The 25,430-nt window shown below is 72.4% G+C and carries 20 protein-coding genes and 1 pseudogene; 8 read left to right on the top strand and 13 right to left on the bottom strand.

Going from position 1 to position 25,430, the window contains the following annotated elements:
* Nucleotides 1-220: 220 nt before the first annotated feature.
* The 4 genes and pseudogenes from GTY67_RS24220 to GTY67_RS24235 form a co-directional block, all read right to left on the bottom strand.
* Nucleotides 221-1,297 carry a HAMP domain-containing sensor histidine kinase gene (locus GTY67_RS24220; RefSeq protein ID WP_093691485.1) on the bottom strand — a complete coding sequence of 359 codons (1,077 nt, stop codon included), beginning with the start codon at nt 1,295-1,297 and terminating at the stop codon, nt 221-223.
* Nucleotides 1,294-2,031, bottom strand: coding sequence for a response regulator transcription factor (locus GTY67_RS24225; RefSeq protein WP_015611314.1), 738 nt, complete (start codon nt 2,029-2,031; stop codon nt 1,294-1,296). The genes GTY67_RS24220 and GTY67_RS24225 overlap by 4 nt, the downstream gene beginning before the upstream one ends.
* A 246-nt stretch (nt 2,032-2,277) precedes the next feature.
* Nucleotides 2,278-2,988 carry a spermidine synthase gene (locus tag GTY67_RS24230; RefSeq protein ID WP_161280286.1) on the bottom strand — a complete coding sequence of 237 codons (711 nt, stop codon included), beginning with the start codon at nt 2,986-2,988 and terminating at the stop codon, nt 2,278-2,280.
* A 640-nt stretch (nt 2,989-3,628) separates the two neighbouring features.
* A pseudogene (locus GTY67_RS24235) lies at nt 3,629-3,853 on the bottom strand (sigma factor-like helix-turn-helix DNA-binding protein); the annotation flags it as partial.
* Between the two features lie 220 nt (nt 3,854-4,073).
* On the opposite strand from GTY67_RS24235, the gene lon reads away from it, so the two are divergent.
* Nucleotides 4,074-6,494: an endopeptidase La gene (gene lon, locus GTY67_RS24240; protein WP_093691493.1), complete on the top strand. Its 2,421-nt coding sequence runs from the start codon at nt 4,074-4,076 to the stop codon at nt 6,492-6,494.
* Nucleotides 6,495-6,626: 132 nt separating this feature from the next.
* Here the strand turns inward: lon and GTY67_RS24245 are convergent, their stop codons facing one another.
* Nucleotides 6,627-7,391, bottom strand: coding sequence for a polysaccharide deacetylase family protein (locus GTY67_RS24245; RefSeq protein ID WP_161280287.1), 765 nt, complete (start codon nt 7,389-7,391; stop codon nt 6,627-6,629).
* Between the two features lie 153 nt (nt 7,392-7,544).
* A complete protein-coding gene (locus tag GTY67_RS24250; protein WP_202462331.1) occupies nt 7,545-8,402 on the bottom strand; it encodes a lysozyme in 858 nt (285 codons plus the stop codon).
* Nucleotides 8,403-8,605: 203 nt separating this feature from the next.
* On the opposite strand from GTY67_RS24250, the gene GTY67_RS24255 reads away from it, so the two are divergent.
* Nucleotides 8,606-9,088: a MarR family transcriptional regulator gene (locus GTY67_RS24255; RefSeq protein WP_161280288.1), complete on the top strand. Its 483-nt coding sequence runs from the start codon at nt 8,606-8,608 to the stop codon at nt 9,086-9,088.
* Nucleotides 9,089-9,114: 26 nt separating this feature from the next.
* On the opposite strand, the gene GTY67_RS24260 is transcribed toward GTY67_RS24255, so the two are convergent.
* The gene (locus GTY67_RS24260) at nt 9,115-9,906 is read right to left on the bottom strand and encodes a protein phosphatase 2C domain-containing protein (protein WP_161280289.1); all 792 of its coding nucleotides are present in this window, start codon (nt 9,904-9,906) and stop codon (nt 9,115-9,117) included.
* Between the two features lie 363 nt (nt 9,907-10,269).
* On the opposite strand from GTY67_RS24260, the gene GTY67_RS24265 reads away from it, so the two are divergent.
* Genes GTY67_RS24265 through GTY67_RS24285 form a run of 5 tightly spaced genes read left to right on the top strand, consistent with a single transcriptional unit; the run spans nt 10,270 to nt 16,352 of the window.
* Nucleotides 10,270-13,524, top strand: coding sequence for a nitrate- and nitrite sensing domain-containing protein (locus tag GTY67_RS24265; RefSeq protein WP_161280290.1), 3,255 nt, complete (start codon nt 10,270-10,272; stop codon nt 13,522-13,524).
* Entirely contained in the window at nt 13,521-14,000 is a 480-nt protein-coding gene (locus GTY67_RS24270; protein WP_093691505.1) for a roadblock/LC7 domain-containing protein, read from the top strand. Before GTY67_RS24265 ends, GTY67_RS24270 begins: the two co-directional genes overlap by 4 nt.
* Nucleotides 13,997-14,413 carry a DUF742 domain-containing protein gene (locus tag GTY67_RS24275; RefSeq protein ID WP_015611323.1) on the top strand — a complete coding sequence of 139 codons (417 nt, stop codon included), beginning with the start codon at nt 13,997-13,999 and terminating at the stop codon, nt 14,411-14,413. Before GTY67_RS24270 ends, GTY67_RS24275 begins: the two co-directional genes overlap by 4 nt.
* Nucleotides 14,394-15,065, top strand: coding sequence for an ATP/GTP-binding protein (locus GTY67_RS24280; RefSeq protein WP_093691507.1), 672 nt, complete (start codon nt 14,394-14,396; stop codon nt 15,063-15,065). Before GTY67_RS24275 ends, GTY67_RS24280 begins: the two co-directional genes overlap by 20 nt.
* A 51-nt stretch (nt 15,066-15,116) precedes the next feature.
* Entirely contained in the window at nt 15,117-16,352 is a 1,236-nt protein-coding gene (locus tag GTY67_RS24285) for a styrene monooxygenase/indole monooxygenase family protein (protein WP_093691509.1), read from the top strand.
* Between the two features lie 49 nt (nt 16,353-16,401).
* Here GTY67_RS24285 and GTY67_RS24290 read toward each other — a convergent pair whose 3' ends face one another.
* The 5 genes from GTY67_RS24290 to GTY67_RS24310 all read right to left on the bottom strand — a co-directional run bounded on the left by GTY67_RS24290 (nt 16,402) and on the right by GTY67_RS24310 (nt 23,033).
* A complete protein-coding gene (locus GTY67_RS24290; protein WP_161280291.1) occupies nt 16,402-17,625 on the bottom strand; it encodes a C40 family peptidase in 1,224 nt (407 codons plus the stop codon).
* A 194-nt stretch (nt 17,626-17,819) separates the two neighbouring features.
* Nucleotides 17,820-20,879, bottom strand: a complete 3,060-nt coding sequence (locus GTY67_RS24295; RefSeq protein WP_161280292.1) for a PQQ-binding-like beta-propeller repeat protein — start codon at nt 20,877-20,879, stop codon at nt 17,820-17,822.
* Between the two features lie 94 nt (nt 20,880-20,973).
* Nucleotides 20,974-21,249 carry a hypothetical protein gene (locus GTY67_RS24300; RefSeq protein ID WP_093691515.1) on the bottom strand — a complete coding sequence of 92 codons (276 nt, stop codon included), beginning with the start codon at nt 21,247-21,249 and terminating at the stop codon, nt 20,974-20,976.
* Nucleotides 21,250-21,253: 4 nt separating this feature from the next.
* Nucleotides 21,254-22,030, bottom strand: coding sequence for a TetR/AcrR family transcriptional regulator (locus GTY67_RS24305; RefSeq protein ID WP_093691517.1), 777 nt, complete (start codon nt 22,028-22,030; stop codon nt 21,254-21,256).
* 34 nt (nt 22,031-22,064) lie between these two features.
* On the bottom strand, nt 22,065-23,033 hold the full coding sequence (locus GTY67_RS24310) for a diiron oxygenase (protein WP_202462332.1): 969 nt from the start codon (nt 23,031-23,033) through the stop codon (nt 22,065-22,067).
* 279 nt (nt 23,034-23,312) lie between these two features.
* Between GTY67_RS24310 and GTY67_RS24315 the strand changes: the two genes are divergently transcribed.
* On the top strand, nt 23,313-24,422 hold the full coding sequence (locus tag GTY67_RS24315; RefSeq protein ID WP_093691521.1) for a ferritin-like domain-containing protein: 1,110 nt from the start codon (nt 23,313-23,315) through the stop codon (nt 24,420-24,422).
* Nucleotides 24,423-24,483: 61 nt separating this feature from the next.
* On the opposite strand, the gene GTY67_RS24320 is transcribed toward GTY67_RS24315, so the two are convergent.
* Nucleotides 24,484-25,428, bottom strand: coding sequence for a sucrase ferredoxin (locus tag GTY67_RS24320; protein ID WP_161280293.1), 945 nt, complete (start codon nt 25,426-25,428; stop codon nt 24,484-24,486).
* Between the last annotated feature and the right edge of the window lie 2 nt (nt 25,429-25,430).

Genomic DNA, 25,430 nt, shown 5'->3' on the forward strand with positions numbered 1-25,430 from the left:
CAAACCGTTCCTTGCAGACCGGGCCGGTGCTTCGTCGTGCACATCACATCGCAACGCGGGTTTCGGCGCAGGAAATGGCGGGAAACAAGCGAGGTTCCACTGCACTTCGGGTACGCAGGACCGTGGATACGGTCATCCGACCGTATCCCCTTGAGATCCCCTACAGGGAGGACACGGACAACGTGCCCCCTCCGGTTCGAACCCTATGTCAACGGGGTCGTCAACCGCGTCGCTCGGCCAGCCCCGGAAGTGTGACCTGGATGCGGCAGCCCCGAGCGGATTCGGCCACACCGATCCGGCCGCCGTGCAGATCGACGGCCCAGCGGGCGATCGCCAGGCCCAGTCCCGTACCGCCGTCGCTGCCCGGACCGTGCGGTGAGGGGGCCTGGCCCCGGTTGAACCGCTCGAAGACCCGGTAGCGCTCAGCCTCCGGGATGCCGGGGCCCTCGTCGACGACCTCCAGCTCCAGCGACTCCGGGTAGGCCCCGCGCCGGGCCAGGACCGTCACCCGGCCGTGCGGCGGGCTGTGCTTGACCGCGTTGTCGATGAGATTGGCCACCACCTGGTGCAGCCGCTCCGCGTCCGCGTGCGCGGTGAGCTCCGGCGGCGAGACGTCCAGATGCAGATGGACATCCGTACGGGAGTGGTTGCCCGAACCCGACGACAGGTGGCGCTGGGACGCGGCGAGATTGGCTTCTTTCAGTACGCCCGAAAGGTACGGCCACACCTCGAAGCGGCGCGCCTTCAGCGTCACCACCCCGTTGTCCAGCCGGGACAGGTCCAGCAGCGTCTCCACCAGCCGGCCCAGCCGCTCCGTCTGCTTCAGCGCCGTACGCATCGTCTCGGGATCGGCGGCCGAGACCCCGTCCACCACGTTCTCCAGCACGGCCCGCAGCGCCGCGATGGGGGTGCGCAGCTCATGGCTGACATTGGCGACCAGCTCCTTGCGGTGCCGGTCCTCCGCCTCCAGGTCGTCCGCCATGCGGTTGATCGTCTGGGCCAGGTCGCCCAGCTCGTCCCGCCGCCCGGCGCCGCTCACCCGGCGCGTGTAGTCGCCGTGCGAGATCGACCGGGCCACCGCCCGCATCTCGTCCAGCGGCGCGGTCAGGCCGTGCGCCACGAACTGGGTGATCAGCAGCGTCGCGATCACCGAGAACACGGTGATGAACTGGAACTCGGTCCGGGTCCGCAAGGCCACGATCAGCAGACCCGTCGTGATGAACACCGAGACCACGACGAGCGTGCCCAGCTTGGCCTTGATGGAGAAGGGCCGCATCCCCGACCCCGGCCGGGTCATGGGGCCGGGGTCTCCAGGGCGTACCCCACGCCGTGCACCGTACGGATCCGCTCGGCGCCGATCTTGCGGCGCAGCGCCTTGATGTGGCTGTCGACCGTACGGGTCCCGGAGGCGTCCGCCCAGTCCCAGACCTCGGCCAGCAGCTGCTCACGGGAGAGCACCGCGCGCGGGGTGTTGGCCAGGCAGACCAGCAGGTCGAACTCGGTCGGCGTGAGGTGGACATCCTCGGCGCGGACCCGGACCCGGCGCTGCGCGTGGTCGATCTCCAGCTCGCCGAGGCGCAGTATCCCGCTCCGCGGCGTGACGGCGGCCAGCGCGGCCCGCTCCACCCGGCGCAGCAGGACGTGCACCCGGGCGGCCAGCTCCCGCATGGAGAACGGCTTGGTCATGTAGTCGTCGGCGCCGACCCCGAGCCCGACCAGCATGTCGGTCTCGTCGTCGCGCGCGGTCAGCATCAGCACCGGCACCGGGCGCTGCGCCTGCACCCGGCGGCAGACCTCCAGGCCGTCGAAGCCGGGGAGCATGATGTCCAGCACCATCAGATCGGGCTGCCACGCCTCGGCCGCGTCCACGGCCGCGGGCCCGTCCAGTGCGGTCTGCACCAGGAAGCCCTCCGCCCGCAGCCGGGCGGCAATGGCGTCGACGATCGTGGCGTCGTCCTCGACCACCAGCACCCGGCGTTGAGCCCCTGGGGTGGCCGCGACGCCGTTGTGGGTGGTGTGTGTCTGTTCCATCGCCCCGCCCCTGCCCGTTCTCGCGGCGGGTGAACCCCCGCGAGGCACGGTCTTCGCTCGTGGATTTCTGGGTGATCCCTATGTGCCGGTCAGCAGCGTAAAGGCAGCGGAGGGCTCTCGGCTACGCAGGGTGTTGCCCCGGAGGTGCGAGTTCGGCTCCCGCGGGGCGGCGGATCGTCGGCCTTGTGAAGGTTGCCCCGTCTCCTACCGGACCCGTACATACCGGGAGGGGGCTCCGCGGACCTTTCAGAGGCTCCTCGATGCGAGATGGACCACGTCCGGCACACCTCGGGCAACAGCCACTTCTTCGGTCCTAACCCTGGTGAACCCGGCATTCCGCAACGCCTGTTCGAAGGCCGGCGACGGCTGCGCGGACCAGACGGCGAGCACGCCGCCCGGGGTCAGCCGGTCGTGGCAGTGGGCCAGCCCGGTGGGGGAGTAGAGGCTCCCGTTGTCCTCCGTGACGGTCCAGTCGGGCCCGTTGTCGATGTCCAGGCAGAGTGCGTCGTAACGCTCCGTGGCGGTACGGAGGTGGGCGACCAGATCCGTGTGGAGCACCTCGATCCGCCCGTCGGCCAGCGCCGCCCCCGAGATCCGGTCCAGCGGCCCTTCCCGGTGCCAGTCGACGATGGCCTGCTCCCGCTCCACGACCACGATCCGCCCCCACTGCTCCTCCTCGGCGGCCCGCACCAGCGAGAAGCCGACGCCGAGCCCGCCGATCAGCACGGAGGGGCCGGTGCGCCCGGCGGGCAGGGCGCCCAGGGCGGCGTCGATGAGCAGTCGCTCGGAGCGCCCGTCGGAGGTGTCCATCAGGAAGCAGCCGTTGGCGATGATCTCGAAGTGCTCCCCGCGCTCCCGCAGGACGACCTCGCCGAAGGGGCCTTCCCGGCGGTCCAGGGTGACGGGGGCGGGGGGAAGGGCCGTGCGGGTGTAGGTCTGGGTGGTGTCGGGCTCCATGGGCCGGATTCTAGGAGAGCGGTGGCCGTGTCCTGGGCGGCTTTGATCTTCACGAATGCTTCACGCGATGTCCCCGGGCGGGTGTCTCCGGGGGCGGGTGTTGTTGGGGCTGCGCGGGGTCCTCCGTGATCGGGCTGGGTGTGCCGGGGCTCCACGGCGTCCTCCGCGATCAGGCCGGTCGGCGCCGGGACGCTCACCGCGAGGACCGCCGCCGCCCGGATCAGCAGCAGCCGGAGCCCGCCGGACGGGGTCGAGGTGGCGACCTCGTACAGCGGATCGGCGTGCCGCCCGTAGAACAGGGCGACCCCGGCGAACGGCAGCACCGGCGCCGTCACCAGCAGCAACGGCCGCACGGAGGCCCCGGGCCCGGCCCCGTACGACAGCGCAACGGCCTCGGGACGCCCCCCCCGAGCGCCACCAGCCAGGCCCCACGCAGGGCGGGCCCGGCCGCCCACAGCACCCGGGTAGCCCGAGACAGACGTGGGGGCGCCCCCGTGGTCCCCGCGCCTGCGCTTGTGACGGTTTCGGCGTACGCGGGTGGGGCGGCGCCCGCGTGCCGCGTGGCCAGCTCACCCTCCACGTGCCAGACCGGGCCCCGGCCCGGACGCTCCCGCCTCATGCCGTGCCTCCCAGCGCTTCGCCGTCCGAGCGCGGCCCGCAGTTCGGGCCGGGCCCGCATCGCGCGGGTCTTGACCGTGCCCTCGGGGATGCAGAGCAGCGCGGCGGCCTCCCGGGTGGAGAGGCGGTCCACGACCGTGGCGCGCAGGGCCTCACGCAGTTCCGGCGAGATCCCGGACGGCGCGGTGCCCACGTCCCCGTGCTCCAGGCCCGCCGGCACCCGGTCCTCGGCGTAGGGCGCAACAGCCTCACCCCCTCCCTATCGACGGCCGGGTCCCCTTCGGTCGGTTCACCGGGTGAGAGAGCGATCCGGGGGAATAGCCGTTCCCCGCCGGACGCTCCCGTGGACAGGTGCCGGCAGGAGGCGCGATCGTCTGATCGCTCACAGCGAACACCGCGCGGGGAACATTCGGCGGCTCACAAGCATTGAGTCCACATAGCTCAACTTGCCTGCCGAAGGGGAGATCATGACTAACGAGTCCAAGGCGTTCACACCGATCGACCTGCCCGTGCTGCCACTCGACGACGAGGTCGTCCTGCCCGGCATGGTGGTGCCGCTGGACCTGTCCGACACCGAGGTGCGCGCCGCCGTCGAGGCCGCGCAGGCCGCTGCCCGTCCCGGCGGCGGCAAGCCCGAGGTGCTGCTGGTCCCGCGGATCGACGGGACGTACACGGGGACCGGTGTCCTCGGGACCGTCGAGCAGGTCGGACGCCTGTCGGACGGCGACCCGGGGGCGCTCATCCGGGCGCGTGACCGGGTCCGTATCGGGGCCGGGACCAGCGGTCCGGGGCGGGCGCTCTGGGTCGAGGGGACCGTTCTCGACATTGTCGTGCCCGATCCGCTGCCCGGTTCGGCCGCCGAGCTGGTCAAGGAGTACAAGGCGCTCGCCACCAGCTGGCTGAAGAAGCGCGGCGCCTGGCAGGTCGTGGACCGGGTCCAGCAGATCGACGACATCTCCGCGCTCGCCGACAACTCGGGATACTCGCCGTTCCTCACCACCGCGCAGAAGGTCCAGCTCCTGGAGACCGTGGACCCGATCGCGCGCCTCAAGCTCGCCATCCAGTGGCTGAGCGAGCACCTCGCCGAGCAGGATGTCGCCGAGTCCATCGCCAAGGACGTCCAGGAGGGCGTGGACAAGCAGCAGCGCGAGTTCCTGCTGCGCCGCCAGCTGGACGCCGTACGCAAGGAGCTCTCCGAGCTCAACGGCGACCCGGAGGACGAGTCCGACGACTACCGGGCCCGCGTCGAGGCCGCCGACCTGCCCGAGCACGTCCGTACGGCCGCGCTCAAGGAGGTCGAGAAGCTGGAGCGGTCCAGCGACCAGTCTCCTGAGGGGTCGTGGATCCGCACCTGGCTGGACACCGTCCTCGAACTTCCGTGGAACGAACGCACCGAAGACTCCTACGACATCCGTGGCGCCCAGGACGTCCTGGACGCCGAGCACGCCGGTCTCGCCGATGTGAAGGAGCGGATCACCGAGTACCTCGCGGTACGCAAGCGGCGTGCCGACCGGGGGCTGGGTGTCGTGGGCGGGCGCCGTGGCGGTGCCGTGCTGGCCCTCGTCGGGCCGCCCGGCGTCGGCAAGACCTCGCTCGGGGAGTCCGTCGCGCACGCCATGGGGCGTAAGTTCGTCCGCGTCGCGCTCGGCGGTGTCCGGGACGAGGCGGAGATCCGGGGCCACCGGCGTACGTACGTGGGTGCCCTCCCCGGACGCATCGTGCGGGCCATCAAGGAGGCCGGTTCCATGAACCCGGTCGTCCTCCTCGACGAGATCGACAAGGTCGGCTCCGACTTCCGGGGCGACCCGGCCGCCGCCCTCCTCGAAGTCCTCGACCCCGCGCAGAACCACACGTTCCGCGACCACTACCTGGAGGTCGAACTCGACCTCAGCGACGTCGTCTTCCTCGCCACCGCCAACGTCCTCGAAGCCATCCCCGAGGCCCTGCTGGACCGCATGGAGCTGGTCAGGCTGGACGGGTACACCGAGGACGAGAAGGTCGTCATCGCCCGCGACCACCTGCTCCCGCGCCAGCTGGAACGAGCGGGTCTGGAGAAGGACGAGGTCGCCCTGGAGGAGTCGGCGCTGCGCAAGCTGGCCGGCGAGTACACCCGCGAGGCGGGCGTACGGAATCTGGAGCGGGCCGTCGCCCGGCTGCTCCGCAAGGTCGCGGCCCAGCACGAACTGGGCGACCGCGAGCTGCCGTTCACGGTGACCGACGCCGACCTGCGCGGCCTGATCGGGCGCCCGCACCACGTGCCCGAGTCCGCCCAGGACCCGGCCGAGCGCCGCACCGCCGTGCCGGGCGTGGCCACCGGGCTCGCGGTGACCGGCGCAGGCGGTGACGTGCTCTTCGTCGAGGCGTCGCTCGCCGACCCGGAGACCGGGGCGTCCGGACTGACCCTGACCGGTCAGCTCGGCGACGTCATGAAGGAGTCCGCCCAGATCGCGCTGAGCTTCCTGCGGTCGCACGGCGCGGAGCTGGAGCTTCCGGTCGCCGACCTCAAGGACCGGGGCGTGCACATCCACTTCCCGGCGGGCGCGGTCCCCAAGGACGGCCCGAGCGCGGGCATCACGCTCACGACCGCGCTGGCCTCGCTGCTCTCCGGACGGCTGGTCCGTACGGATGTGGCGATGACCGGTGAGGTGTCGCTGACCGGCCGGGTGCTCCCGATCGGCGGCCTGAAGCAGAAGCTGCTGGCGGCCCACCGCGCGGGCATCACCACCGTGGTGATCCCCCAGCGCAACGAGGCCGACCTGGACGACGTCCCGGCCGAGGTGCTGGAGAAGCTGGACGTCCACCCGGTCACCGACGTCCGCCAGGTGCTGGAGATCGCCCTCTCCCCGGCTTCGGCCAGGGCCGAGGAAAGGATCCCGGCCGCGGCCTGACCGCCACGCGTGACGGGCGCGGTGCCTGCCACGGCCGGTACGGACGGCCCGCTTCCCGAGTCGACGGGGGCGGGCCGTTCCGCATGTACGGCGACACGGTGTTCAAGGGAGGTGTGTACGGCAACCGGGCGCTCAGGGGCGGTAGATCGTGCCCGGCACCGGCTCGGCGGGGGCCATCAGCTCCGGGACGGTCACGAAGGTGTAGCCGTCCTTCTGGAGCGCGTCGACGATCCCGGGCACGGCGGGCACGGTGCCCGGGTAGATGTCGTGGAGCAGGATGACGCCGTCCTTGGCCGCCTGGTCCAGGATCCGCTTCGTGATCAGCGCGGAGTCGTCGGTCGAGTAGTCCTTGGCGGTGGCGTTCCACAGCACCTGGGAGAGCCCCAGCTCCTTGCTGATCTCCGAGACCGTGTCGTCGGTGCGGCCCTGCGGCGGACGCATCAGCCGGGGCCTCTTCCCGGTGATCTTCTCGATCGCCACCTGGGTCTTCTCCAGCTCGGCCCGTATCGCGTCCGGCTCCTGGTCGGTCAGGATCTTGTGCGTCCAGGTGTGGTTGGCGACCTCGTGCCCCTCGTCCTGGATGCGCCGCACGGTGTCCGGGTGCTTGACGACATGGTGCTTGCCCAGCAGGAAGAAGGTCGCGTGGACCTTCCTCTCCCTCAGGATGTCCAGCAGCTCCGGGGTGTCCTTGCCCGGCCCGGCGTCGAAGGTGAGGGCGATGCACTTCGCCTTCCGGCAGTCCGCCCGCCCGAAGGCGCCCTTGGCGTCGGCGGCCGCGTCCTGCCGCGCCGAACCCGGCGCCGTCGTCTCCATGGAGCAGCCGCCGAGCGCCAGTGTGAGCGTCGCCACCAGGGCGGCGGCCAACCCACCGCCGAGCAGGCCTGTCTTCTTGGGCACGGCACACCACTCCTCAGCGCGGAAAATCCGCACAGGTGTGCGGTACGCCGATGACTATACATAGTGCGTATACGTCGAGTGCATAGTGGGGTGCGAGGCAGCGCGAAACCCCGGTGACCTGGGATGGGATCACCGGGGCGGGCTCGGGAGGGGTCAGCCGTTGGCGAGTGCCTGTACGCGGTCGAGGGCGCCGTTGAAGCGGTTGTGGTCGCCGACCGTGGGGCCGGTCGAGGTGTACTGCCACATCGTGTGGACGGGCCAGCCCGCCGGCAGCTCGCCGACCGTCGTGTTGTACCGGGCCACCCAGAGCGGGTTGGTGGCGCCGAAGCCCGCGTTGTTGCCGGTGCAGTCCTTCCACCAGCTGGTCGCGGTGTAGATGACCGCGTCCCGGCCGGTGCGCGCCCGGTAGGTGTTCGTGAAGTCCCGGATCCAGTTGACCATCGCGGCCTGGCTGAGCCCGTAGCACTGGGCGCCGTACGGGTTCCACTCGATGTCGAGAACGCCCGGCAGGGTCCTGCCGTCCCGCGACCAGCCGCCGCCGTTGTCCACGAAGTAGTGCGCCTGCGCGGCGCCGCTCGCCGTGTTGGGGGTGGCGAAGTGGTACGCGCCGCGGATCATGCCGACGCTGTACGAGCCGTTGTACTGCTGCGCGAAGTAGTTGTTCTTGTAGTACGTCCCCTCGGTGGCCTTCACGTAGGCCCACTTCACTCCGCTGTTCCACAGGGTCTGCCAGGCCACGTCGCCCTGGTGGCTGCTGACGTCCACGCCCTCGGTCTGGACGGCCCGGGGATCGCGGGGCAGCCCTCCCTGGCCGTCGTGCGGGATGACGCCCTGGCCCATCCTGGCGGTGCCGCGGGCCGGAGGGGAGTCGGCGGCGTCGGCCGCGGTGGCGGCGCCCGGGAGGGCGAGGGGGAGGGCGAGGGCGGCCAGAAGGATCCACGGTGCGGCGAAGCGCGAGCGGCGTAAGTGGTGGGAGGGGGCGGGTCTGTGGCGGTGCAGTGGCGTGGGCATGGGTGTGCCTCCGAGGCGTGAACGGTGAAGTGGCGTGCTCATGTCAGGCGAGCCGAAATTCACGCTACGCACGTAGACCCGGGCACGGAAGGGGGCCTGGCGGCCGCCGTTGGTCTACTCCTGCGAAATACTGGCCGAGCTGCGGCGTCGACCGGCCGTGGAAGAAACTTTCATCGGCAGGAAACCGTACGAGGGGTGCTGACGTGCAAGGGAGCGAGAGCGAGCCGGAACCGGCCGCCACCGCCGGGACCGGTGTGGACCACGAATTCCTGGCGCTGGAGCGCGAGCTGGCGGTCTTCCTGCGCCGGGCACGGGCCAGCTCGGGGGAGATGGCCCGCGAGGTCCACCCCGAACTGGAGCCCGCCGCCTACGGCTTGCTCGTCCGCCTGGAGTCGGCCGGCCAACAGCGGGCCACCGAGCTGGCGGCGTACTTCGGCGTCGGCAAGGCCACCATGAGCCGCCAGCTCCGCGCCCTGGAGGACCTCGGGCTGGTCCACCGCGAACCCGACCCGGCGGACGGCCGCGCCTGGCTCGTCCGGCTCACCGACGAGGGCCTCGCCCGCTTCCGCAGCGTCCGCGACGCCCGGCGCGGGCAGTACGTCCGCAAACTGGCGGACTGGGACCGGGCCGAAGTGGCGGAACTGGCCCGGCTGCTGCACCAGCTCAACGCCCGCGCGGAGGAGTGACGGCCCCTGGGGACCCGGGCGGGCCCCTACAGCTCCGCGAACACCGCCGTCGCGTCGTCGTGCGTCTTGCTGCGCCGCAGCCGTACGCGCCCGGCGGCCGCGTCGGCTTCCTCCAGCTCCCGTACCCGGTCGACCAGCCCCTGGGGACCCGCCTTGCGGACCAGCGCCAGCAGCGCCGTCCAGTCGCCCTCGTGGAACCTCTCCGTCCACCGGCTCGCCCCGTCCGTCAGCGCGACCAGCGACCGGACCTCGGCGACCGGGACGCTGCCGGTCACCGCCCGCGCGGCCACCGCGGGGTCGGCGGCCGCCGTGAAGAAGCCGCCCTCCTTGTTGCGCAGCCGGCCGTCGACGGCCTCCGCCGAGACCAGCGAACCCGGCGGCAGCCGGTCGAGGCGGTCGTCGAGGACCGCCCGGACCGCGCCGTCCGGCCCCTCCAGCAGGAGCACCGCATCGGAGAGCACCAGGTACTCGATCGCGCGTTCGCCCCAACGCGCCAGGGCCACGGTCGCCTGAGGCGTACGCACGTGAGAAAGGTCACAGGTCGCCCGATGGGCGTCGGCTGTGCGCCTGATGGACGCCGACAGGATCTCGGCCAGGTCCATATCTCGCCGTGAACCCGACAGTTCCACCAGCGCGCCGCCCAGCCGGGCCGTGAACCAGGGGACGGAGTGCACACAACCGTTGTCCCCCTCCGGCGGCGTGACACCGTCCAGCACCACCAGCGCTCCCCCCTGGCCGGACGCGGGGAGAGCGGCCGACGCCCAGTCCTCGTTGGGGCGTTCGGGATCGCCGGGGACGGTGACGAGTTCGAGACGCATGGAGCCAGTCTGCACGAGGTCTTCACGGAGCCCGCACGAGGGCGGTTTCCAGCCGTACCAGCAGGTCAACGCGGGCCCGGCGGGCGAAGGACGGGGCTCCGGGGGAGTGCGGGCGGGCATCTTGCCAAAGGCCGCGCCGAAGTTCCACCCCGCGCCCTATGCATGGTCAGAGGCGCGCCTGGGGAGACTTGTTCGCCAACTCAAGAGTGATGTTCACTCCTTCGAGTGGCGGAGCGGTTGATGCGCGCCCCCCTCTCAAAAGCACTGGAATGGTCAGAAGCCGTACCAGGAGCGGGGGGTCCTTCTACGTGACCGAACGTCACCTCTGCTTCAAGGGTGGACGAGTCAAGATTGCGAGCACCGGTGCAGAAGAAGCGGCCGCGGAGCCAGGGCAGCACGCGCGACGGTTCCGGGGCGACGCCTCCGGCTCCGGTCGCCACCAAGCGGACCGTACGGGTGCGGAGCCGGCTGGTCGCCGGGGTCGCCGTCGTCGGGGTCATCGTCCTCGCGGCGGGCGCTCCCGCCGCGCTGAGCGCCTCCTCCGACCTGGCCGAGTCCCAGCGGCTGGTGACCCTCTCCGAGCTGAACCGGCAGGCCGTCACCCTGGCGCACTCCCTCGCCGACGAGCGGGACGCCGTCACCGCGTACATCGCGGGCGGCCGCACCGATGACGGCAAGGCCGCCGCCGCGAACCGCCTCACCCGCACCACCCGCGTCGACCAGCAGATCGACGAGATCCACGAACCGGCCCCCGCGGCCCTGCGGCGCGACCTCTCCACCGTGCCCTCCCTGCGCCGTGACGCCCTCACCGGCAAGGGCTCGGCGCTGGAGGCCCACCAGGCGTACTCCGAGGTCATCGCCAAGCTGCACGGCATCTCCGCCGAGCTGGCCGAGAAGACCCCGCCGCGCGCCGCCGACGCCACCCGCGCCCCGCTCGCCCTCGGCGGAGCCGTCGAACAGGCCTCCGCCACCCGCGGGCTCCTCCTCGCCGCCCTCGCCGTACCGAGCCCCGAGCCCGCCGCCCCGCAGACCGACCCCTTCACCGGCCTCCCGGTGGAGACCCAGGACGACGAGAGCAAACGGGCGGACCGCGTACGCGACGAGCTGAGCGCCGCCGCCCAGCAGGCCCGGGTCCGTGAACTGGCCTCGCTCGCCGAGTTCGACCAGGCCGCGAACCCGGTCGCCCGCGACAAGCTCTCCGCCACCGTCACGGGTCCCGAGGTCAACAGCGCCGAGAAGTACCTCGGCCGCCTCACCGACCGCCCCGAACTCTCCGACAGCGAGCGCTCCACCAACGCCAAGAAGCTGGAGTCCGCGCTCTCCGCCCGGATCGACCGCATGCGCGGCGTCGAGTCCGCCCTCTCCACCACCCAGGTCCAGCGCCTGGAGGGGCTCCGCGACGACGACGTCACCGCCCTCGAACTGAGCATCGCCCTGCTCGGCGGCTGTTTCCTGCTCGCCGTCGGCGTCTCCACCGCCGTCGCCCGTACCCTCACCCAGCCGCTCGCCGTCCTGCGCATCGGCGCCGCCCGCCTCGCGGAGGAGCCCGAGAGCGCCGAACCGGTCCGCTACACCGGCCGCAACGACGAGTTCGCCCAGGTCGTCCGGTCGATGAACACCCTGCACGCCAGGCTGACCGGGCTCCAGCAGGAGTTCACCGGCCGCTTCGAGGACCTCGGCACCGAGCGCGCCGAACTGATCGCGGGCCGCGAGGCACTCACCCTCCAGCGCGCCGAACTCCAGGTGCGGACCGCCGAGCTCACCGCCCAGCTGGAGCGGCTCAAGAACACCGTCCACCACACCTTCGTCAACCTCTCGCTGCGCAACCTCGGCCTCGTGGAGCGCCAGCTCGGCGTCATCGAGAGCCTGGAGGAGCGCGAGCAGGACCCGGAGCGCCTGGCCACCCTGTTCAAGCTGGACCACATGGCCACGGTCATGCGCCGGCACAGCGAGAACATGCTCGTCCTCGCGGGCGCCGAGCACGGCCACGGCCACGCGGGCCCGATCCCGCTGGTCGACGTGGCCCGCGCGGCCGTCAGCGAGATCGAGCGGTACGAGCGGGTCACCATCCAGTCCCTGCCGCCGCACGCCCAGATCGCCGGGTTCGCCGCCGACGACCTCAGCCACCTCCTCGCCGAACTCCTGGAGAACGCCACCTCCTTCTCCCCGCCGGACTCCCATGTGGAGCTCTCCGGCTGGCTGCTGGAGACCGGCGAGGTGATGCTCTCCGTGCAGGACGCGGGCATCGGCATGTCGACGGTCCGGATGGGCGAGCTGAATGCGAGGCTGGCCGACCCGGCCTCCTTCGAGGCGGGGGAGCAGAGCGCCGACGGGGCCGGACTCGGCCTCCAGGTCACCTCGTTGCTGGCCGCCCGGCACGGTGTGCGGGTCCAGCTGCGCGAGCAGAAGGGGAGTGGAGTGACGGCCGTCGTCGTCCTGCCGCAGACCCTGCTGCCCAACTCCCTCCCGGCCTCCTCGCCGCCCGCCGTGCAGCTGCCCGGCGAGGCGCCGACGCTCAACCTGCCGGGCTCGGTGGCCGAGGCCAACTCCAACGCCCTGCCGAGCCGTACGCCGGTGCTGCCGCCGACCGCCGAACCGGCAGCGCCGGAGGCGGAGACGGGGGCGGGGGCCGGTGCTGAGGTGGCGCCCGGTGCTGCGGTTGAGCCGGAGACGACGCCTGAGCCGTCGGCGCCTGAGGCCCGGTCCGAGACGACGCCTGAGCCCGTGCCCGAGGCGGCGCCCGCGGTGGAGTTCGAGCAGGCGGCCGAGACGACGCCGGAGGCCACCGCCCGGCCAGCCGTGGACCCGATGATCGCCGCCGCCGAGCGGGCGATCCGCGAGGCCGGTACGCGGGGCCCCGCGCCCGCCGCCGAGGACGCGGAGGCGCCCGGGGCGCCCGAAGCCACCGACGTACCGCAGCAGAGCCCCGACGCGGACGCGCGGGCAGAAGCCCACGCAGCCGCAGATGCAGACGCCGATGCCGATGCCGACGCAGCCTCACCGGAAGGCGCGGAGGCGGACGCTGCCGCCGAGTCGGAGTCCGAGATCACGATGCAGGTCCGGCTGCCGAGGCCCCCGGCGGCCCCGGCCGCCGCCGCGGACCCGCAGCCCTCCGACCCGTACGCCATCGGCCCCGACCGCCACGAGCGTCCGGCCGAGAGCGGTCCGGGCGGCCAGGACCCGGACGGGCCCGAGTTCCGTCCCGCGCCCCGGGCCGAGGCCGCCGCCGACACCGTGCCCGGACCCCGGAAGCCGCAGGCCGGGCGGGTCACCGACAAGGGGCTGCCCAAGCGCACCCCCAAGGTGGTCCGGCCCGAGGGCACACCCACCACCGGGCGCACCGGCAGCCTGGACAAGGACGACCTGCGCCGCAGGCTGGGCAGCTTCCATCAGGCGGCGAAGGAGGGCCGGCGCGATGTCGAGGCCGAGATCGCCGAGTCGACCGGCTCCATCGCCCTCGCCGACCACGAGGGCGTAGCCACCGGCACCGCCGGGCACGAGACCACCACCGCGCCCGCGACGGGCCGCGCACACGACACAGGGACCGAGCAGACCGGCGGCCGCACGGACCGCCGGAACGGAGAGACGGGGGACACAGTCGAGGAGGCACGCAGTTGACTGCGCCCAGCACGTTCGGGCTGAGTACCGAGGCCCGGAACCTTCACTGGTTGCTGAGCAATCTCGTGGAGGAGGTGCCAGGGGTCCACTCGGTCACCGTCGTCTCGTCCGACGGGCTGATGCTGCTCTCCTCCGACCCCGGACACCACGAGGCGAAGGCGGCAGGACCGTCGGACGGCCCCAAGGGGTCCAGCGCCGACCTGGCCACCATCGTCTCCGGCATCGGCTCGCTGACCGTCGGAGCCGCGAAGCTGATGGACGGCGGCGGCGTCAAACAGACGATGGTCGCCATGGACGAGGGCAGCGTCTTCGTCATGTCGATCAGCGACGGCTCCCTCCTCGGCGTCCACGCCACCCCTGACTGCGACATGAGCGTCGTCGCGTACCACATGGCCCTCTTCGTCGGCCGGGCCGGACACGTCCTCACCCCCGAACTCCGCAGTGAGCTGCGCAAATCGATGGAGAGTGCCCAGTGACGACCGCCGCAGCCGAGCCCTCCCCCCGCCTCCCCGTCCGCGGCGCCGACAAGCGCCCGGCCCGGGTCCGTCCGTACTCCCTCACCGGAGGCCGCACCCGGTTCGGGCACGTCCTGCTCGTCGAGACGTTCGTCGCCGCCCTCGAAGCACCCGAGGAGCGCCGCGAGCTGACCAACGGCAACCTCGCCTCGCGGGTCATGCCGGAGCTCCAGGCCATCGTCGAAATCTGCCGCCGGATGCGTACGGTCGCGGAGATCTCGGCCCTGTTGAAGATGCCGCTCGGAGTCGTCCGGGTGCTGCTCAGCGACTTGGCCGACCAGGGAAAGATCCGCGTGTACGGAACCGGTCACGGCACCGGTCAGCCCGACCGCGCACTGCTCGAAAGGGTGCTCAATGGACTCCGCCGTCTCTGAGGCGCCGCTCTTCGCCCCGCGTCAGCCGGGGCCGCAGGACCAGCCGTCACGGCCCCAGGACCAGCCGGAGGAAGCCCTCCAGGCCTGGCAACTCGACCACACCCGCGCGCCCACCGCGACCAAGATCGTGGTGGCGGGCGGATTCGGCGTGGGCAAGACGACGTTCGTCGGCTCGGTCTCGGAGATCACGCCGCTCCAGACCGAAGCGCTGATGACCCAGGCCAGCGAGGAGACCGACGACCTCTCCGCGACGCCCGAGAAGACCACCACGACGGTGGCCATGGACTTCGGCCGGCTCACCCTCGACGACGACCTCGTGCTGTACGTCTTCGGCACCCCCGGCCAGCAGCGCTTCTGGTTCATGTGGGACGACTTGGTGCGCGGCGCGATCGGTGCGGTCGTCCTCGCCGACACCCGCCGGCTGGAGGACTGCTTCCCGGCGCTGGACTACTTCGAGAGCTGCGGGCTGCCGTACATCGTGGCGGTCAACCACTTCGAGGGGACGCCCGGTTACGAGGCGGAGGACGTCAGGGAGGCCCTGACCGTACCGCCGCGGGTGCCGATAGTGATCATGGACGCACGTAACAGGATCACGGTCGTCGAGTCGCTGCTGGCCCTGGTCGGCCACGCCCTCGACGTCACCCCCGCGTAGATCGCACAGATCGCACAGATCGCCTCGAAACAGAGACAACGGAGAGCCGCGATGCGGAAGATACTCATAGTCGGAGCCGGGCAGTCCGGACTCCAGCTGGCCCTGGGGCTCCAGTCCCGAGGCTACGAAGTCACCCTGATGTCCAACCGCACCGCCGACGAGATCCGCACCGGCCGGGTCATGTCGACGCAGTGCATGTTCCACACCGCGCTCCAGCACGAGCGGGACTACCAGCTGAACTTCTGGGAGTCCCAGGCCCCGAAGATCGAAGGCCTCGGCGTCTCCGTCGCCGCCCCCGACTCCTCGCGCGCCATCGACTGGGTCGGCAAGCTGGACGGGTACGCCCAGTCCGTCGACCAGCGCGTGAAGATGGCCGGCTGGATGGAGACCTTCGCCCAGCGCGGCGGCCAGCTCGTCATCCACGGGGCGGCCGTCTCCGACCTGGACTACTTCTCCCGCACCTACGACCTGGTGATGGTCTCCGCAGGCAAGGGCGAGCTGGTCTCCATGTTCGGCCGCGACGCGGCCCGTTCGCCGTTCGACGCCCCGCAGCGCGCACTGGCCGTCGCCTACGTCCACGGGATGGGCCCGCGCCCGGAGCACCCGGAGTTCGACGCGGTCCGCTGCAACCTGGTGCCGGGCGTCGGCGAGCTGTTCGTGATGCCGACCCTGACGACTTCCGGCCGCGCCGACATCCTCTTCTGGGAGGGCATCCCGGGCGGCCCGCTGGACGCGTTCCAGGGCATCAAGGACCCCTCCGAGCACCTGGCGAAGACGCTGGAGCTCATGGAGAAGTTCACGCCGTGGGAGTACGCCCGCGCCACCAAGGTCGAGTTGACCGACGCCAACGGCACCCTCGCCGGCCGGTACGCCCCCACGGTCCGCAAGCCGATCGGCCGGCTCCCCGGCGGCGGCCTGGTCCTCGGCGTCGCGGACGTCGTCGTGGCCAACGACCCGATCACCGGCCAGGGCTCCAACTCGGCGTCCAAGTGCGCCAACTCCTACCTGGACTCGATCCTGGAGCACGGGGACAAGGAGTTCGACGCCGCCTGGATGCAGTCCACCTTCGACCGCTACTGGGACACCGCCCAGCACGTCGTGAAGTGGACCAACGCGATGCTCGGCGTCCCCCCGGAGCACGTCCTGAACCTGATCGGCGCCGCCGGCCAGCTCCAGCCCGTCGCGGACCGCTTCGCCAACGGCTTCGACAACCCGGCGGACTTCGAGAACTTCTTCTTCGAGCCGGAGAAGACGAACGCGTACCTGGCTTCGGTCTCCGGAGCCTGAGCGCCCCACCGATCCGGCCGGACCCGCACCGCCGGTCCGGCCCCCGGGCCTATTCGGGTGCCGCCTCCGCGCTGTAGCCGGTGTCCGAGCCGTCGCGGGCGTTCTCGGGGAGGTCGGGGCGGGTGTACGTGGACAGCGGTACGCCGTCGGGGTCGGGGCGGACGGCGCCCAGCAGCGGGTTGGACGCCAGCGGGGAGACCTTCACCTTCGTCCCGGGGCGGGGCGCCTGCACCACCAGGCCGTCGCCGATGTACAGCGCCACATGGGTCGCCTTCGGGAAGTAGATCACCAGGTCGCCTGGGCGCAGTGAGGAGATGGGCACCCTCGGGAGCTGCTTCCACTGTTCCTGCGAGGTCCGGGGGATCGGGCGTCCCGCCGCCGCCCAGGCCTGGGACGTGAGGCCGGAGCAGTCGAAGGAGCCGGGGCCCTCGGCGCCCCACACGTACGGCTTGCCGATCTGTTCGATCGCGTACGTGATGGCGTCACCGCCCTGCCGGGTCGGCGGGCGGACCGAGCTGAGCGCCCCGGAGGCCACCAGTTCGTTCTGGGCCGCCTCCACGCCCTGCTGCTCCAGGCCCGCCAGCTGGGCCATCTGCTCGGGCGAGAGCGTGGCCAGCAGCGTCTCCACCTGCTTCAGCTTGCCGCGTACGGTGTCGCGCTGCTTCTTCTGCCGCGCGGCCAGCTTCCTCTGCTGGTCGACCGCCTTGAGGGAGGCGGCCGCGAGGGCGTCGGCGCGGCGGGCGGCGGCGGTCAGCCGTTCCACCGTCGCCGCGCGGCCCGCCGCCACCCGTTCGATGACATGGCTCTGGTCCAGGGCGCGCAGGGGGTCCCGGGCCAGCAGCAGCTGGAGGTAGGCGGAGAACTCGGTACGCCCCTGGTACTGCTCCCGGGCCAGCCGCCCGGCGTCCCCCCGGCTGAGCTCCAGCGCCGCCCGGGCCTTCGTCAGCTCCGCCTCGACCTTCTTCGCCTGCGCGGTCCGCTGCTTCAGCTTCTCGGCGGTGGCGTTGTAGGTCTCGCTCGCCTCTTCCGCCTCCTGGTAGCGCTTCTGGAGCTCGCGTAGGAGGGTCGCCACGTTCTTGGGGGCCGTGGGGGCTTCTGGGGCTGCGAGGGCGGTTTCCGCGTCGACTTCTGCCGCGTCCTCGTCGATTTCCAGCGATGGTACGGGGGTGGGTTCGGCCGGTTCGGCGGTGGCGGGTTCGGCGGTGGCGGGGGAGACCGCGAGGGCCGTGGCGAGTGCGGCTGCGCAGACCGCGCGCAGGAGTCTGGCTGACACGACATCACCTCCGTGACGGAGACCGGGCCCGTCCACACATGCACGTGGGCGAGCTAATCCGATTAATCCGGTCAGTCGGTGTCAGGTGATGCAAGCACCGCACGGCGTGCCGCCCGGGGATGCCCCGGACGGCCGTACCGATGGCGGGTTGTGCCGATGGCGGGATGGCGGGCGGTATCGGCGGCGCCCCCTGCTCAGGCCACCGGGAACGCGTAGAAGGACCTGTCCCGCTGGACGATGACGTTCCCGCCGGCGGCGAGGGTCCGGTACGAGGCGCTCACGGTGGCCCCCTTCGGGTCGGCCACCCCGATGTCCTGGAACTTCCACAGCCGCTCCCCGTCGGCCGCCGAGAACGCGGTGACCTGGGTGGCGTCGGAGGCGAGCAGCGTCTTTCCGCTGCCGCTCAGCGCGAGGGAGGGGGCGTTGCCGATGCCCGGCACCTCCGTCGAACGCCGCCAGAGCAGGCGCCCGCTCTCCCGTTCCACGGCGCCGACCTGCTGGCTGCGCTCGGTGGTGTGGAGGAGGGGACCGGCCAGGAGCGGGGTGCCGAAGACCGAGCCCGCCGTGCCCGCGACCCGCCACAGCGGCTTGGCGGTGTCCGCCTCGAACGACTGGAGATCGGCGCCGACCGCCGCGTACAGGGTGCCGTCCTCACCGCCCGTCACGGCGGCGTCGGGGGCGGCCGTGCCGTACTGCTTGGCCCACCGCACCTTGCCGGTCTGCTGGTCGAAGGAGCGGATGGTGCCCTTCCCCTTGGCCGCCTTGACCTCGGCCGCCGTCAGGGTGACCGCGTCCTGCCGTACGAGGAGATCGGCCGAGCGCTCCGCGACGACCCGGTAGCCGGGTGTGCCGGGGGCGCGGCCCGCCGGGACCGGGGTGCGCCAGACCTCGGTGCGCCGGACGATGTCGTACGCGAAGAAGTACGCCTGGACGACCTGCTTGTCCGGCGCCTGCTTCTTGCCCTTCTTCGGCTTCGGCGCCTTCACGGTGACCGTGTGCGAGCCGGTGAACCAGATGACGGGCCCGGACTGGCCGGCCAGCCGTCCGACCTGAAGGTCCGGCAGGTCGGTGAAGCCGTCCGCGTACCGCACGCGGTGCACGACCGTCCCGTCCTTCGGCGCGAGCCAGAGGAACTCCGTCGGGCTCGCCACGAAGCACAGGTCGCCGGCGGCCAGTGCCGCCTGGCCCTTGGCGGCGTCCGCGCGCTGCCAGACCCGCTTGCCGGTCCGCAGGTCGACGGCGCTCGCCTGGCTCTCGCTGGTCACCACCAGCAGCCGGTCCTGCCAGAGCGCCGTGGTCAGCGGGGAGGACTCGGAGGCCGGGTGGGAGTAGGTCCAGCGCGGCTCGGGGGGCTGGCCCGGGAGCGTACGGCGCGGCTTCGGCGCGGGCTTGTCGTCCGTGGCGGCCACGCTCTCCCCGCCACCGATCGCGGCGACCGCCCCGCCGCCCACGACGAGCCCGCCGACCGCCGCGGCCGCGATGGCGATCAGGGTCCGGCGGCTGGTGGCGGAGCCGGGCGGAGGGGTGGGCGCGGGCGGCAGGGGCAGCGTCACCATGGGGGAGCCGTTGCTGCCGTTGCCCTGGTTGCCGCTGTTGCCCTGGCCCGTGGAGCCCGGGAGCGCCGCTGCCGGGTAGGGGGCGGGGCTGCCGTGGGTGTGGTGGTGGCCCGGTGCCGGGAGTCCGGGGGAGGCGGGGAGCTGGGGCGCCGACCGGGCCGGACCGGGAGGGAGCGCGGCAGGTGTGTGGGGCGGGACGGGGGCCCGGCCCGGGGACCGGGGGAGTTCGTGGGGGAGGGCGAGCTGGGTGGTGGCGCGGTCGGACTGGGGCGGCTTGGGGCCGGTGTTGAGGAAACGGGTGGTGCCCGGGTCCTCGCCGATGTCGCCGTTGGTGCCGTTGTCCCTGTTGTTGCCGTTGGCGGTGTGGTCCGTCTTGCCGACGTCTCCGGTGCCGGTGTGGCTGCCTGCGCTGTTGTCGCCGGTGCCGGTGCCGGTGCCGGTGCCGTGGGCATGGCTGGTGGTGGCTACGGCGGCCCTTGGGTCGGCCGGGGCCTGTGCGGCCGGTGCCCCCGGGGGTGTGTCGGCGGGTGTCCCTGTCGGCTCCTCGGCCGGTGCGTCCGCCGGTGCCTCGGCCGCCGCGACGCCACCCGACGCGCCGGGCACCGCGTCCTCGGGCACCGCGTCAACGGGCTCCTCCCCAGGCACCGCGTCCTCGGTCTCCTTGACGGGCCGTACGTCCTCGGGTGCGGCCGTCCCACCGGTCCCGGGCCCGGCAGCGGCAACGCCCCCGGCAGCGGCGGCACTCGCGCCCACCGGGCCTGCGGCGTCGGCGGGCGCCTCCTCCGCCTCCTCCGGGGAATCCTCCGGCACCTCCAGCGCCCGCACCCGCGCCTCCTGGTCCGCGACCGCTGCCGCGAGCCGTTCGGGGAGCCAGCCGCCCCGGGCGAGGCCCGCCGCGCCCTCCAGGGCCAGTTCGGCGGCGACCGTACCGGCCGTCGGGCGCTCGGCCGGGTCCTTCGCCAGGCAGCCCGCGATCAGCCCGCGCAACTCCGCCGGTACGGTGTCCAGTTCGGGTTCGGCCTCGGCGATCCGGCGGGCGGCCTCCTCGGGCGGGCCCTCCGTGAACGGGGTCGTCCCCGTGGCCGCGTACGCCAGCAGCAGCCCCAGCACGAACAGGTCGGACGCCGCACCGGCCTCCTTGCCCGCGACCTGCTCCGGCGTCAGGTAGCCCAGCCGGACCGAGAGCTGCCCGCCCGGCTTCGCCTCCGCCGACGCGGCCGCGCCCAGCGGGCCGAACGCGGTGAGCCGGGGCCCGTCCTCGGCCAGCAGCACCGTGCCCGGGGCGAGCCCCTGGAGCGCGGAGCCGCCCGCGTGCACCCGGGAGAGGATCTCGGCGATGCCCGCGCCCAGTATCCGCAGCGCGCGCTCCGGCAGCGGACCGGCGATGCCGATCGCCTCGGCCAGCGGGAGGGCGGGGACGTACTCCGTCGCGGTATGGAGGAGTCCGTCCTCACCGGTCTCCAGGGGCGGTGTCACCCAGCCGCCCGCGAGGCGTTCGGCGGTGCGGGCCTCGGACTGGAAGCGGCGCCGGAAAGCGGGGACGGCGGCGAGCGCGGGGCGCGCGGCGGTGATCACGGAGAGCTCGCCCGTAGCGGTGTCCCGCGCCACGAACTGCACGGCGCTCGCGGCTTGTCGGAAGCGGGCCAGCACGGTGAAGCGGCCGAAACGGCGTGGATCTTCCCTACGCAGCGCCTCCATGGCGCACCCCCCTTGTGACCGTTCTACGGCACCCGAGTGACCCGTCCCTCGGCACCTGACCGTCGATCTTAGGGCCTGCGCCCGCACACGGGTCTCAGTCGTCGCTCGCGGGCTTGGACCAGGGCCACTTGAGGGCGGTGCGCCTGCGGCCGCCGGGGACGTACTCGTACACCCAGCCGCGCTGGAGCCCGAGCCGCTTGGTGTAGCCGGCCGGGACGCGCTCGTAGGCGTACACGGTGGGCGGGGAGCCGTCGGGGGAGGGCACGGGGACCTCGTACCACTTCGGCGGGTGGCCGGTCGGGCCGACCAGGACCGGCAGCACCCGGCCGTCCAGGGGGCCGCCTCGGAAAGGGGTGTTCTCGCTCTTCACCCGGTCAGTCTGCCGCAGGGGCGTGCGGCAGCAGGTGCGCCGCCTCGGCGACGACCGGGATGACCAGCTCCGCCAGCCGTCCGGCCGGGCCCTCGGAGGTCTCCAGGGCGAGCAGGTCGCGTACCACCGATGCGGTCTCCTCGTCGGTGGCGGCCGTCGCCGCCAGGAGGGCGATCAGGTGGTCGACCAGCCAGCCGCGCAGCTCGGCGGCCGGGGGCCGCTTGCCCTCGTCCAGCCAGATCAGGGAGGCCGCCTCGACGGCCGCGATCCAGCTGCGGACCATCATCCGCAGCCTCGGCCCGGCGCTGCGCGGGCCGCTGCCGCCGATCCTGCCGAGGTGGCTGAGGATCTCCTCGGCCGCCGCCCGCCGTACGCCGTCCACGATGCTCGTCGTACGGGAGGTCTCCACCACGCTGCCGCCGCGCAGCAGGGCGCTGAAGCCGGTGTCGTGCTCGTCGACGAAGCGGAGGTAGCGGTCCAGGACGCGGGCGACCCGCTCGGTGGGCGGGCCCGCCGGCGGCTCGGTGAAGCAGAGCTTCAGCTCGTCGGCGGCCGAGCCGAGCGCGGCCTCGTACAACTGCTGGCGCCCGCCCGGGAAGTAGCGGTAGACCAGCGGCCGGGAGACCCCGGCCGCCACCGCCACCTCGTCCAGCGAGACGTCGTCGGGGGCCCGGTGGGCGAAGAGGCCGAGCGCCGCGACCAGGAGCTGGGCGCGGCGCTCCTCGACACTGAGCCTGCGGTACGCGCGGGGCGGCGGCGGGGCTGCGGCGGTGGACGTCATGCCTCCGAGCCTAAAGCCTCCGGTCCGCACGCCCTCAGGCCAGCAGCCCTGAACTCCGCCACAGCCTGCGGCTGACGCCGTTCAGCAGCCCGATGTCGTCGAAGAAATCCGTCAGCCGCCGGGAGCCGGTCTGCATGACCTCCGCGCGGTGGCCGCTCGCCTTCACCTGGGCGACGGCCTCGCGGCGGTCCAGGCCGGCGTTCTCGTACACCTGCGGGTTCACGAAGCAGATGGAGAAGACCCGGGCCGCCTCGCCGCAGCTGACCTTGGTGAGTTCGCGCTCCCAGCGCGGGGCGGTCACCATCTGGCGGCGCAGCTCCTCCCGGGCGTACCGGACGTGCCGGGCCTCCTCGATGACATGGATACGGGTCACGCCGCGCACCAGGGTCTGCACCCGGTCGTCCGGGAAGGTCAGCCGCTGCATCCAGTCGAGGATCTCCTCGCCGAGCAGGGTCGCGGCGAACGAACCGGGCGTGGTGGAGACGGTCTTCAGGACCCGCGCCAGGTTGTGGTAGACGCGCGGCACCTCGTACGCCGGGGCGCCGCCCCAGTCGATCATGCGGCCGAACATCATCGAGTGGCGGCACTCGTCGGCTATCTCGGTGAGGGCGTAACGGACGTGGTTGCTGGTGACGGGCTTGTCGTAGACGTGCCGGACCAGCAGCTGCATCAGGATGATCTCGAACCAGATGCCGAGCGAGGCGAGCGCGGCACCCTCGTGCCGGGAGAGGTCCAGCCGCTGCTCCTCGGACATCCGGTGCCACATCGGGGTGTCGTAGAGCGAGAGCAGCTCCGGCGGCCAGAACCACTTGCCCTCCTCGACGGCCGCGTCCCAGTCGAGTTCGGTGTCCGGGTCGAAGGAGTGCTTGGCCGAGGATTCGAGCAGGCGCGCGGCGATCTGCTCACGGTCGCGGAGCGGGCCGAGGGCGTCGCGGAGCACGGTCGCGCCGCGATCGGTCGCGGGCGTTGTCGCTGGCGTCGTCACGGGCGTCACGGGCGTCATGGCGGGAGCACCTCACAGGCACAGGGGTTGCCGGGCACGGGAGTTACCGGCGGTCACCCCTTATGAGACTGCTTGTCAGCAAGGCCGTCAATCCCCTGGGCAGGACTACGACTGATTTGTTGACCCGCTGTCCACCACCGTGTGAACCTGCGAGGGGAGGCGGCGGGCGGTCGCGCTCAACTGCCTTCGGTGTCACGGAACTTGTCAGGGCTTGCCAAGCCGTTCGAGTCAGCCGAGCCAACCGGGCCAGTCGAGTCAGTCGAGGCGAAGGAGCTGTCCGTGTCCACTCATGACCTCTACACCACCCCGCCGCCGGAACCGCTCTGGCAGGTCCCCGCCACCGGGGCCGCCCGGTTCAGCTGGGACTACGACGACGGCCGCGAACGCCTCCTCGCCCTCTACCAGAAGGGCAAGGACAAGCAGTGGGACGGCAACAAACGCATCGACTGGTCGCAGGAGGTCGACCCCACCGACCCGCTCGGCACCCCCGACGAGGCGCTCACGCTGTACGGCACCCCGCACTGGGCGAAGATGACGGAGAAGGACCGGGGCGAGCTGCGCAAGCACTACACCTCCTGGCAGTTCAGCCAGTTCCTCCACGGCGAGCAGGGCGCGATGGTCTGCGCGGCCAGGATCGTGGAGTCCGTGCCCGACCTGGACGCCAAGTTCTACTCCGCCACCCAGACCATGGACGAGGCCCGGCACGCGGAGATATACGGCCGCTTCCTCCACGAGAAGATCGGCATGCTCTACCCGGTCAACGACAACCTCCAGGGTCTGCTGGGCGACACCCTGCGCGACTCCCGCTGGGACATGCCGTACTTGGGGATGCAGGTCCTCATAGAAGGCCTGGCGCTCGCCGCCTTCGGGATGATCCGCGACACGACCACCAAGCCGCTGCCCAAGCAGATCCTCGCGTACGTCATGCAGGACGAGGCCCGGCACGTCGCCTTCGGGCGGATGGCGCTGCGCGACTACTACAAGCAGCTGAGCGACGCCGAACTCCGCGAGCGCGAGGAGTTCGTCATCGACGGCTGCTACCTGATGCGCGACCGGCTCAGCGGCGTCGAGGTGCTGGAGAACTTCGGCATCGGCAAGCAGGAGGCGAAGGAGCTCTCCGAACACTCCGACTTCCTCCGGCTCTTCCGCAAGCTCCTGTTCAGCCGGATCGTCCCGTGCGTCAAGGACATCGGCCTGTGGGGGCCCCGGCTCCAGAAGGCGTACGTCGACATGGGCGTCCTGGAACTCGGCGACTCCAACCTGGACCTGCTCATGTCCCAGGACGAGGAGATAGCCGAGGAGCTGGACCGCGAGCGCTTCGCCGCCGAGGAGGAGGCCCGGGTGGCGGAGGTCGCGGAGGCGATCGGGGAGGGGCGGGAGGCGGCTTGAGGCGGTCCCGCAAGTGCCGGGTCGGCAAGGCGCTCCTTCGGACCGGGTCCGTGAGGCTCCTTCAGACCGGGCGGACCGATACGGCGTCGTAGACCACGGCCGAACTCGTCGCCGGACCCCGGCAGGTCAGCTGGTTCTGCGGCGTACGCCGGGCGCGCACCACGACGTCGACGGCGGCCGGGCCGGGCGGGCGGCCGGTGACCCGGATCTGCCAGCCGTCGTCGTCGCGGAACGTACGCGCGACCGCGTAGTCGTGCCGGCCCGCCGGACCGAAGCGGTCGAGTACGGCGGCGACGGCGGCCTGCTGCGGCGGGAACAGGTCGGTGTACCCGCGTAGGTGCTCGGCGTGGATACGGCCCTTCAGGTGCTCCTCGACCACCGCTACGGACGAGGCGGCATCGAGGTTCCCGTAGTAGACGCCGTCGGGCACGACGACGACGTTGGCGGCGAACCTGTCACCGCCCACATGCGTGCACTCCCACACCAGCTCCGGCCAGCGCTCGCTCAGGGCGCGCCCCACGGGCCGTCCGCGTACGGCACAGCAGGCGTCGTGGAGGCCGTGGGCGCAGACGAGGACGACGGGCCGACGACCGCCGGGCTCCCCGGGGGCGTCGAGGGCGGGGGCGTCGACGGCGGGAGCGGCGAAGGTGGGGGCGCTGAGGGCCGGGGCGATCTGCGCCAGGTCCTCGTCGCGTTCCCACGTGCCCCAGTGCCGGCGGTGGGCGCCGGTGCCGTCGTAGTGCAGTACGGCCCAGCGCGGTGGGCCCTGGGGGCCTTGGCGGCCATGGCGCCGGATCAGCAGTACGCGGGCCCGCACCGCCTGGGCGGCGGCGAACACGAGCGCCTTGGTCCCGGGCTCCAGGCCGAGGCCGTCGAAGCCGTTGGCCGGCCAGCCGCCCCGGTACTCGATGAGGACCCAGGCGGTGCCGTGCGGTGCCGTGCCCACGAACGAGTCGCCGCGCGTCCGGGCGGCGTCCGCGCAGAAGAACCGTCCTGTCGTGGTCACCG

Source organism: Streptomyces sp. SID8374 (assembly GCF_009865135.1).
GTDB lineage: Bacteria > Actinomycetota > Actinomycetes > Streptomycetales > Streptomycetaceae > Streptomyces.

Excerpts from the sequence above, each read along its gene's own strand:
- GTY67_RS24225 (WP_015611314.1), bottom strand. The coding sequence starts at position 2,031 with ATGGAACAGACACACACCACCCACAACGGCGTCGCGGCCACCCCAGGG.
- GTY67_RS24220 (WP_093691485.1), bottom strand. The coding sequence starts at position 1,297 with ATGACCCGGCCGGGGTCGGGGATGCGGCCCTTCTCCATCAAGGCCAAG.
- GTY67_RS24285 (WP_093691509.1), top strand. The coding sequence starts at position 15,117 with ATGCGGAAGATACTCATAGTCGGAGCCGGGCAGTCCGGACTCCAGCTG.
- GTY67_RS24295 (WP_161280292.1), bottom strand. The coding sequence starts at position 20,879 with ATGGAGGCGCTGCGTAGGGAAGATCCACGCCGTTTCGGCCGCTTCACC.
- GTY67_RS24250 (WP_202462331.1), bottom strand. The coding sequence starts at position 8,402 with ATGCCCACGCCACTGCACCGCCACAGACCCGCCCCCTCCCACCACTTA.
- GTY67_RS24230 (WP_161280286.1), bottom strand. The coding sequence starts at position 2,988 with ATGGAGCCCGACACCACCCAGACCTACACCCGCACGGCCCTTCCCCCC.
- GTY67_RS24310 (WP_202462332.1), bottom strand. The coding sequence starts at position 23,033 with ATGACGCCCGTGACGCCCGTGACGACGCCAGCGACAACGCCCGCGACC.
- lon (WP_093691493.1), top strand. The coding sequence starts at position 4,074 with ATGACTAACGAGTCCAAGGCGTTCACACCGATCGACCTGCCCGTGCTG.
- GTY67_RS24305 (WP_093691517.1), bottom strand. The coding sequence starts at position 22,030 with ATGACGTCCACCGCCGCAGCCCCGCCGCCGCCCCGCGCGTACCGCAGG.
- GTY67_RS24260 (WP_161280289.1), bottom strand. The coding sequence starts at position 9,906 with ATGCGTCTCGAACTCGTCACCGTCCCCGGCGATCCCGAACGCCCCAAC.
- GTY67_RS24280 (WP_093691507.1), top strand. The coding sequence starts at position 14,394 with ATGGACTCCGCCGTCTCTGAGGCGCCGCTCTTCGCCCCGCGTCAGCCG.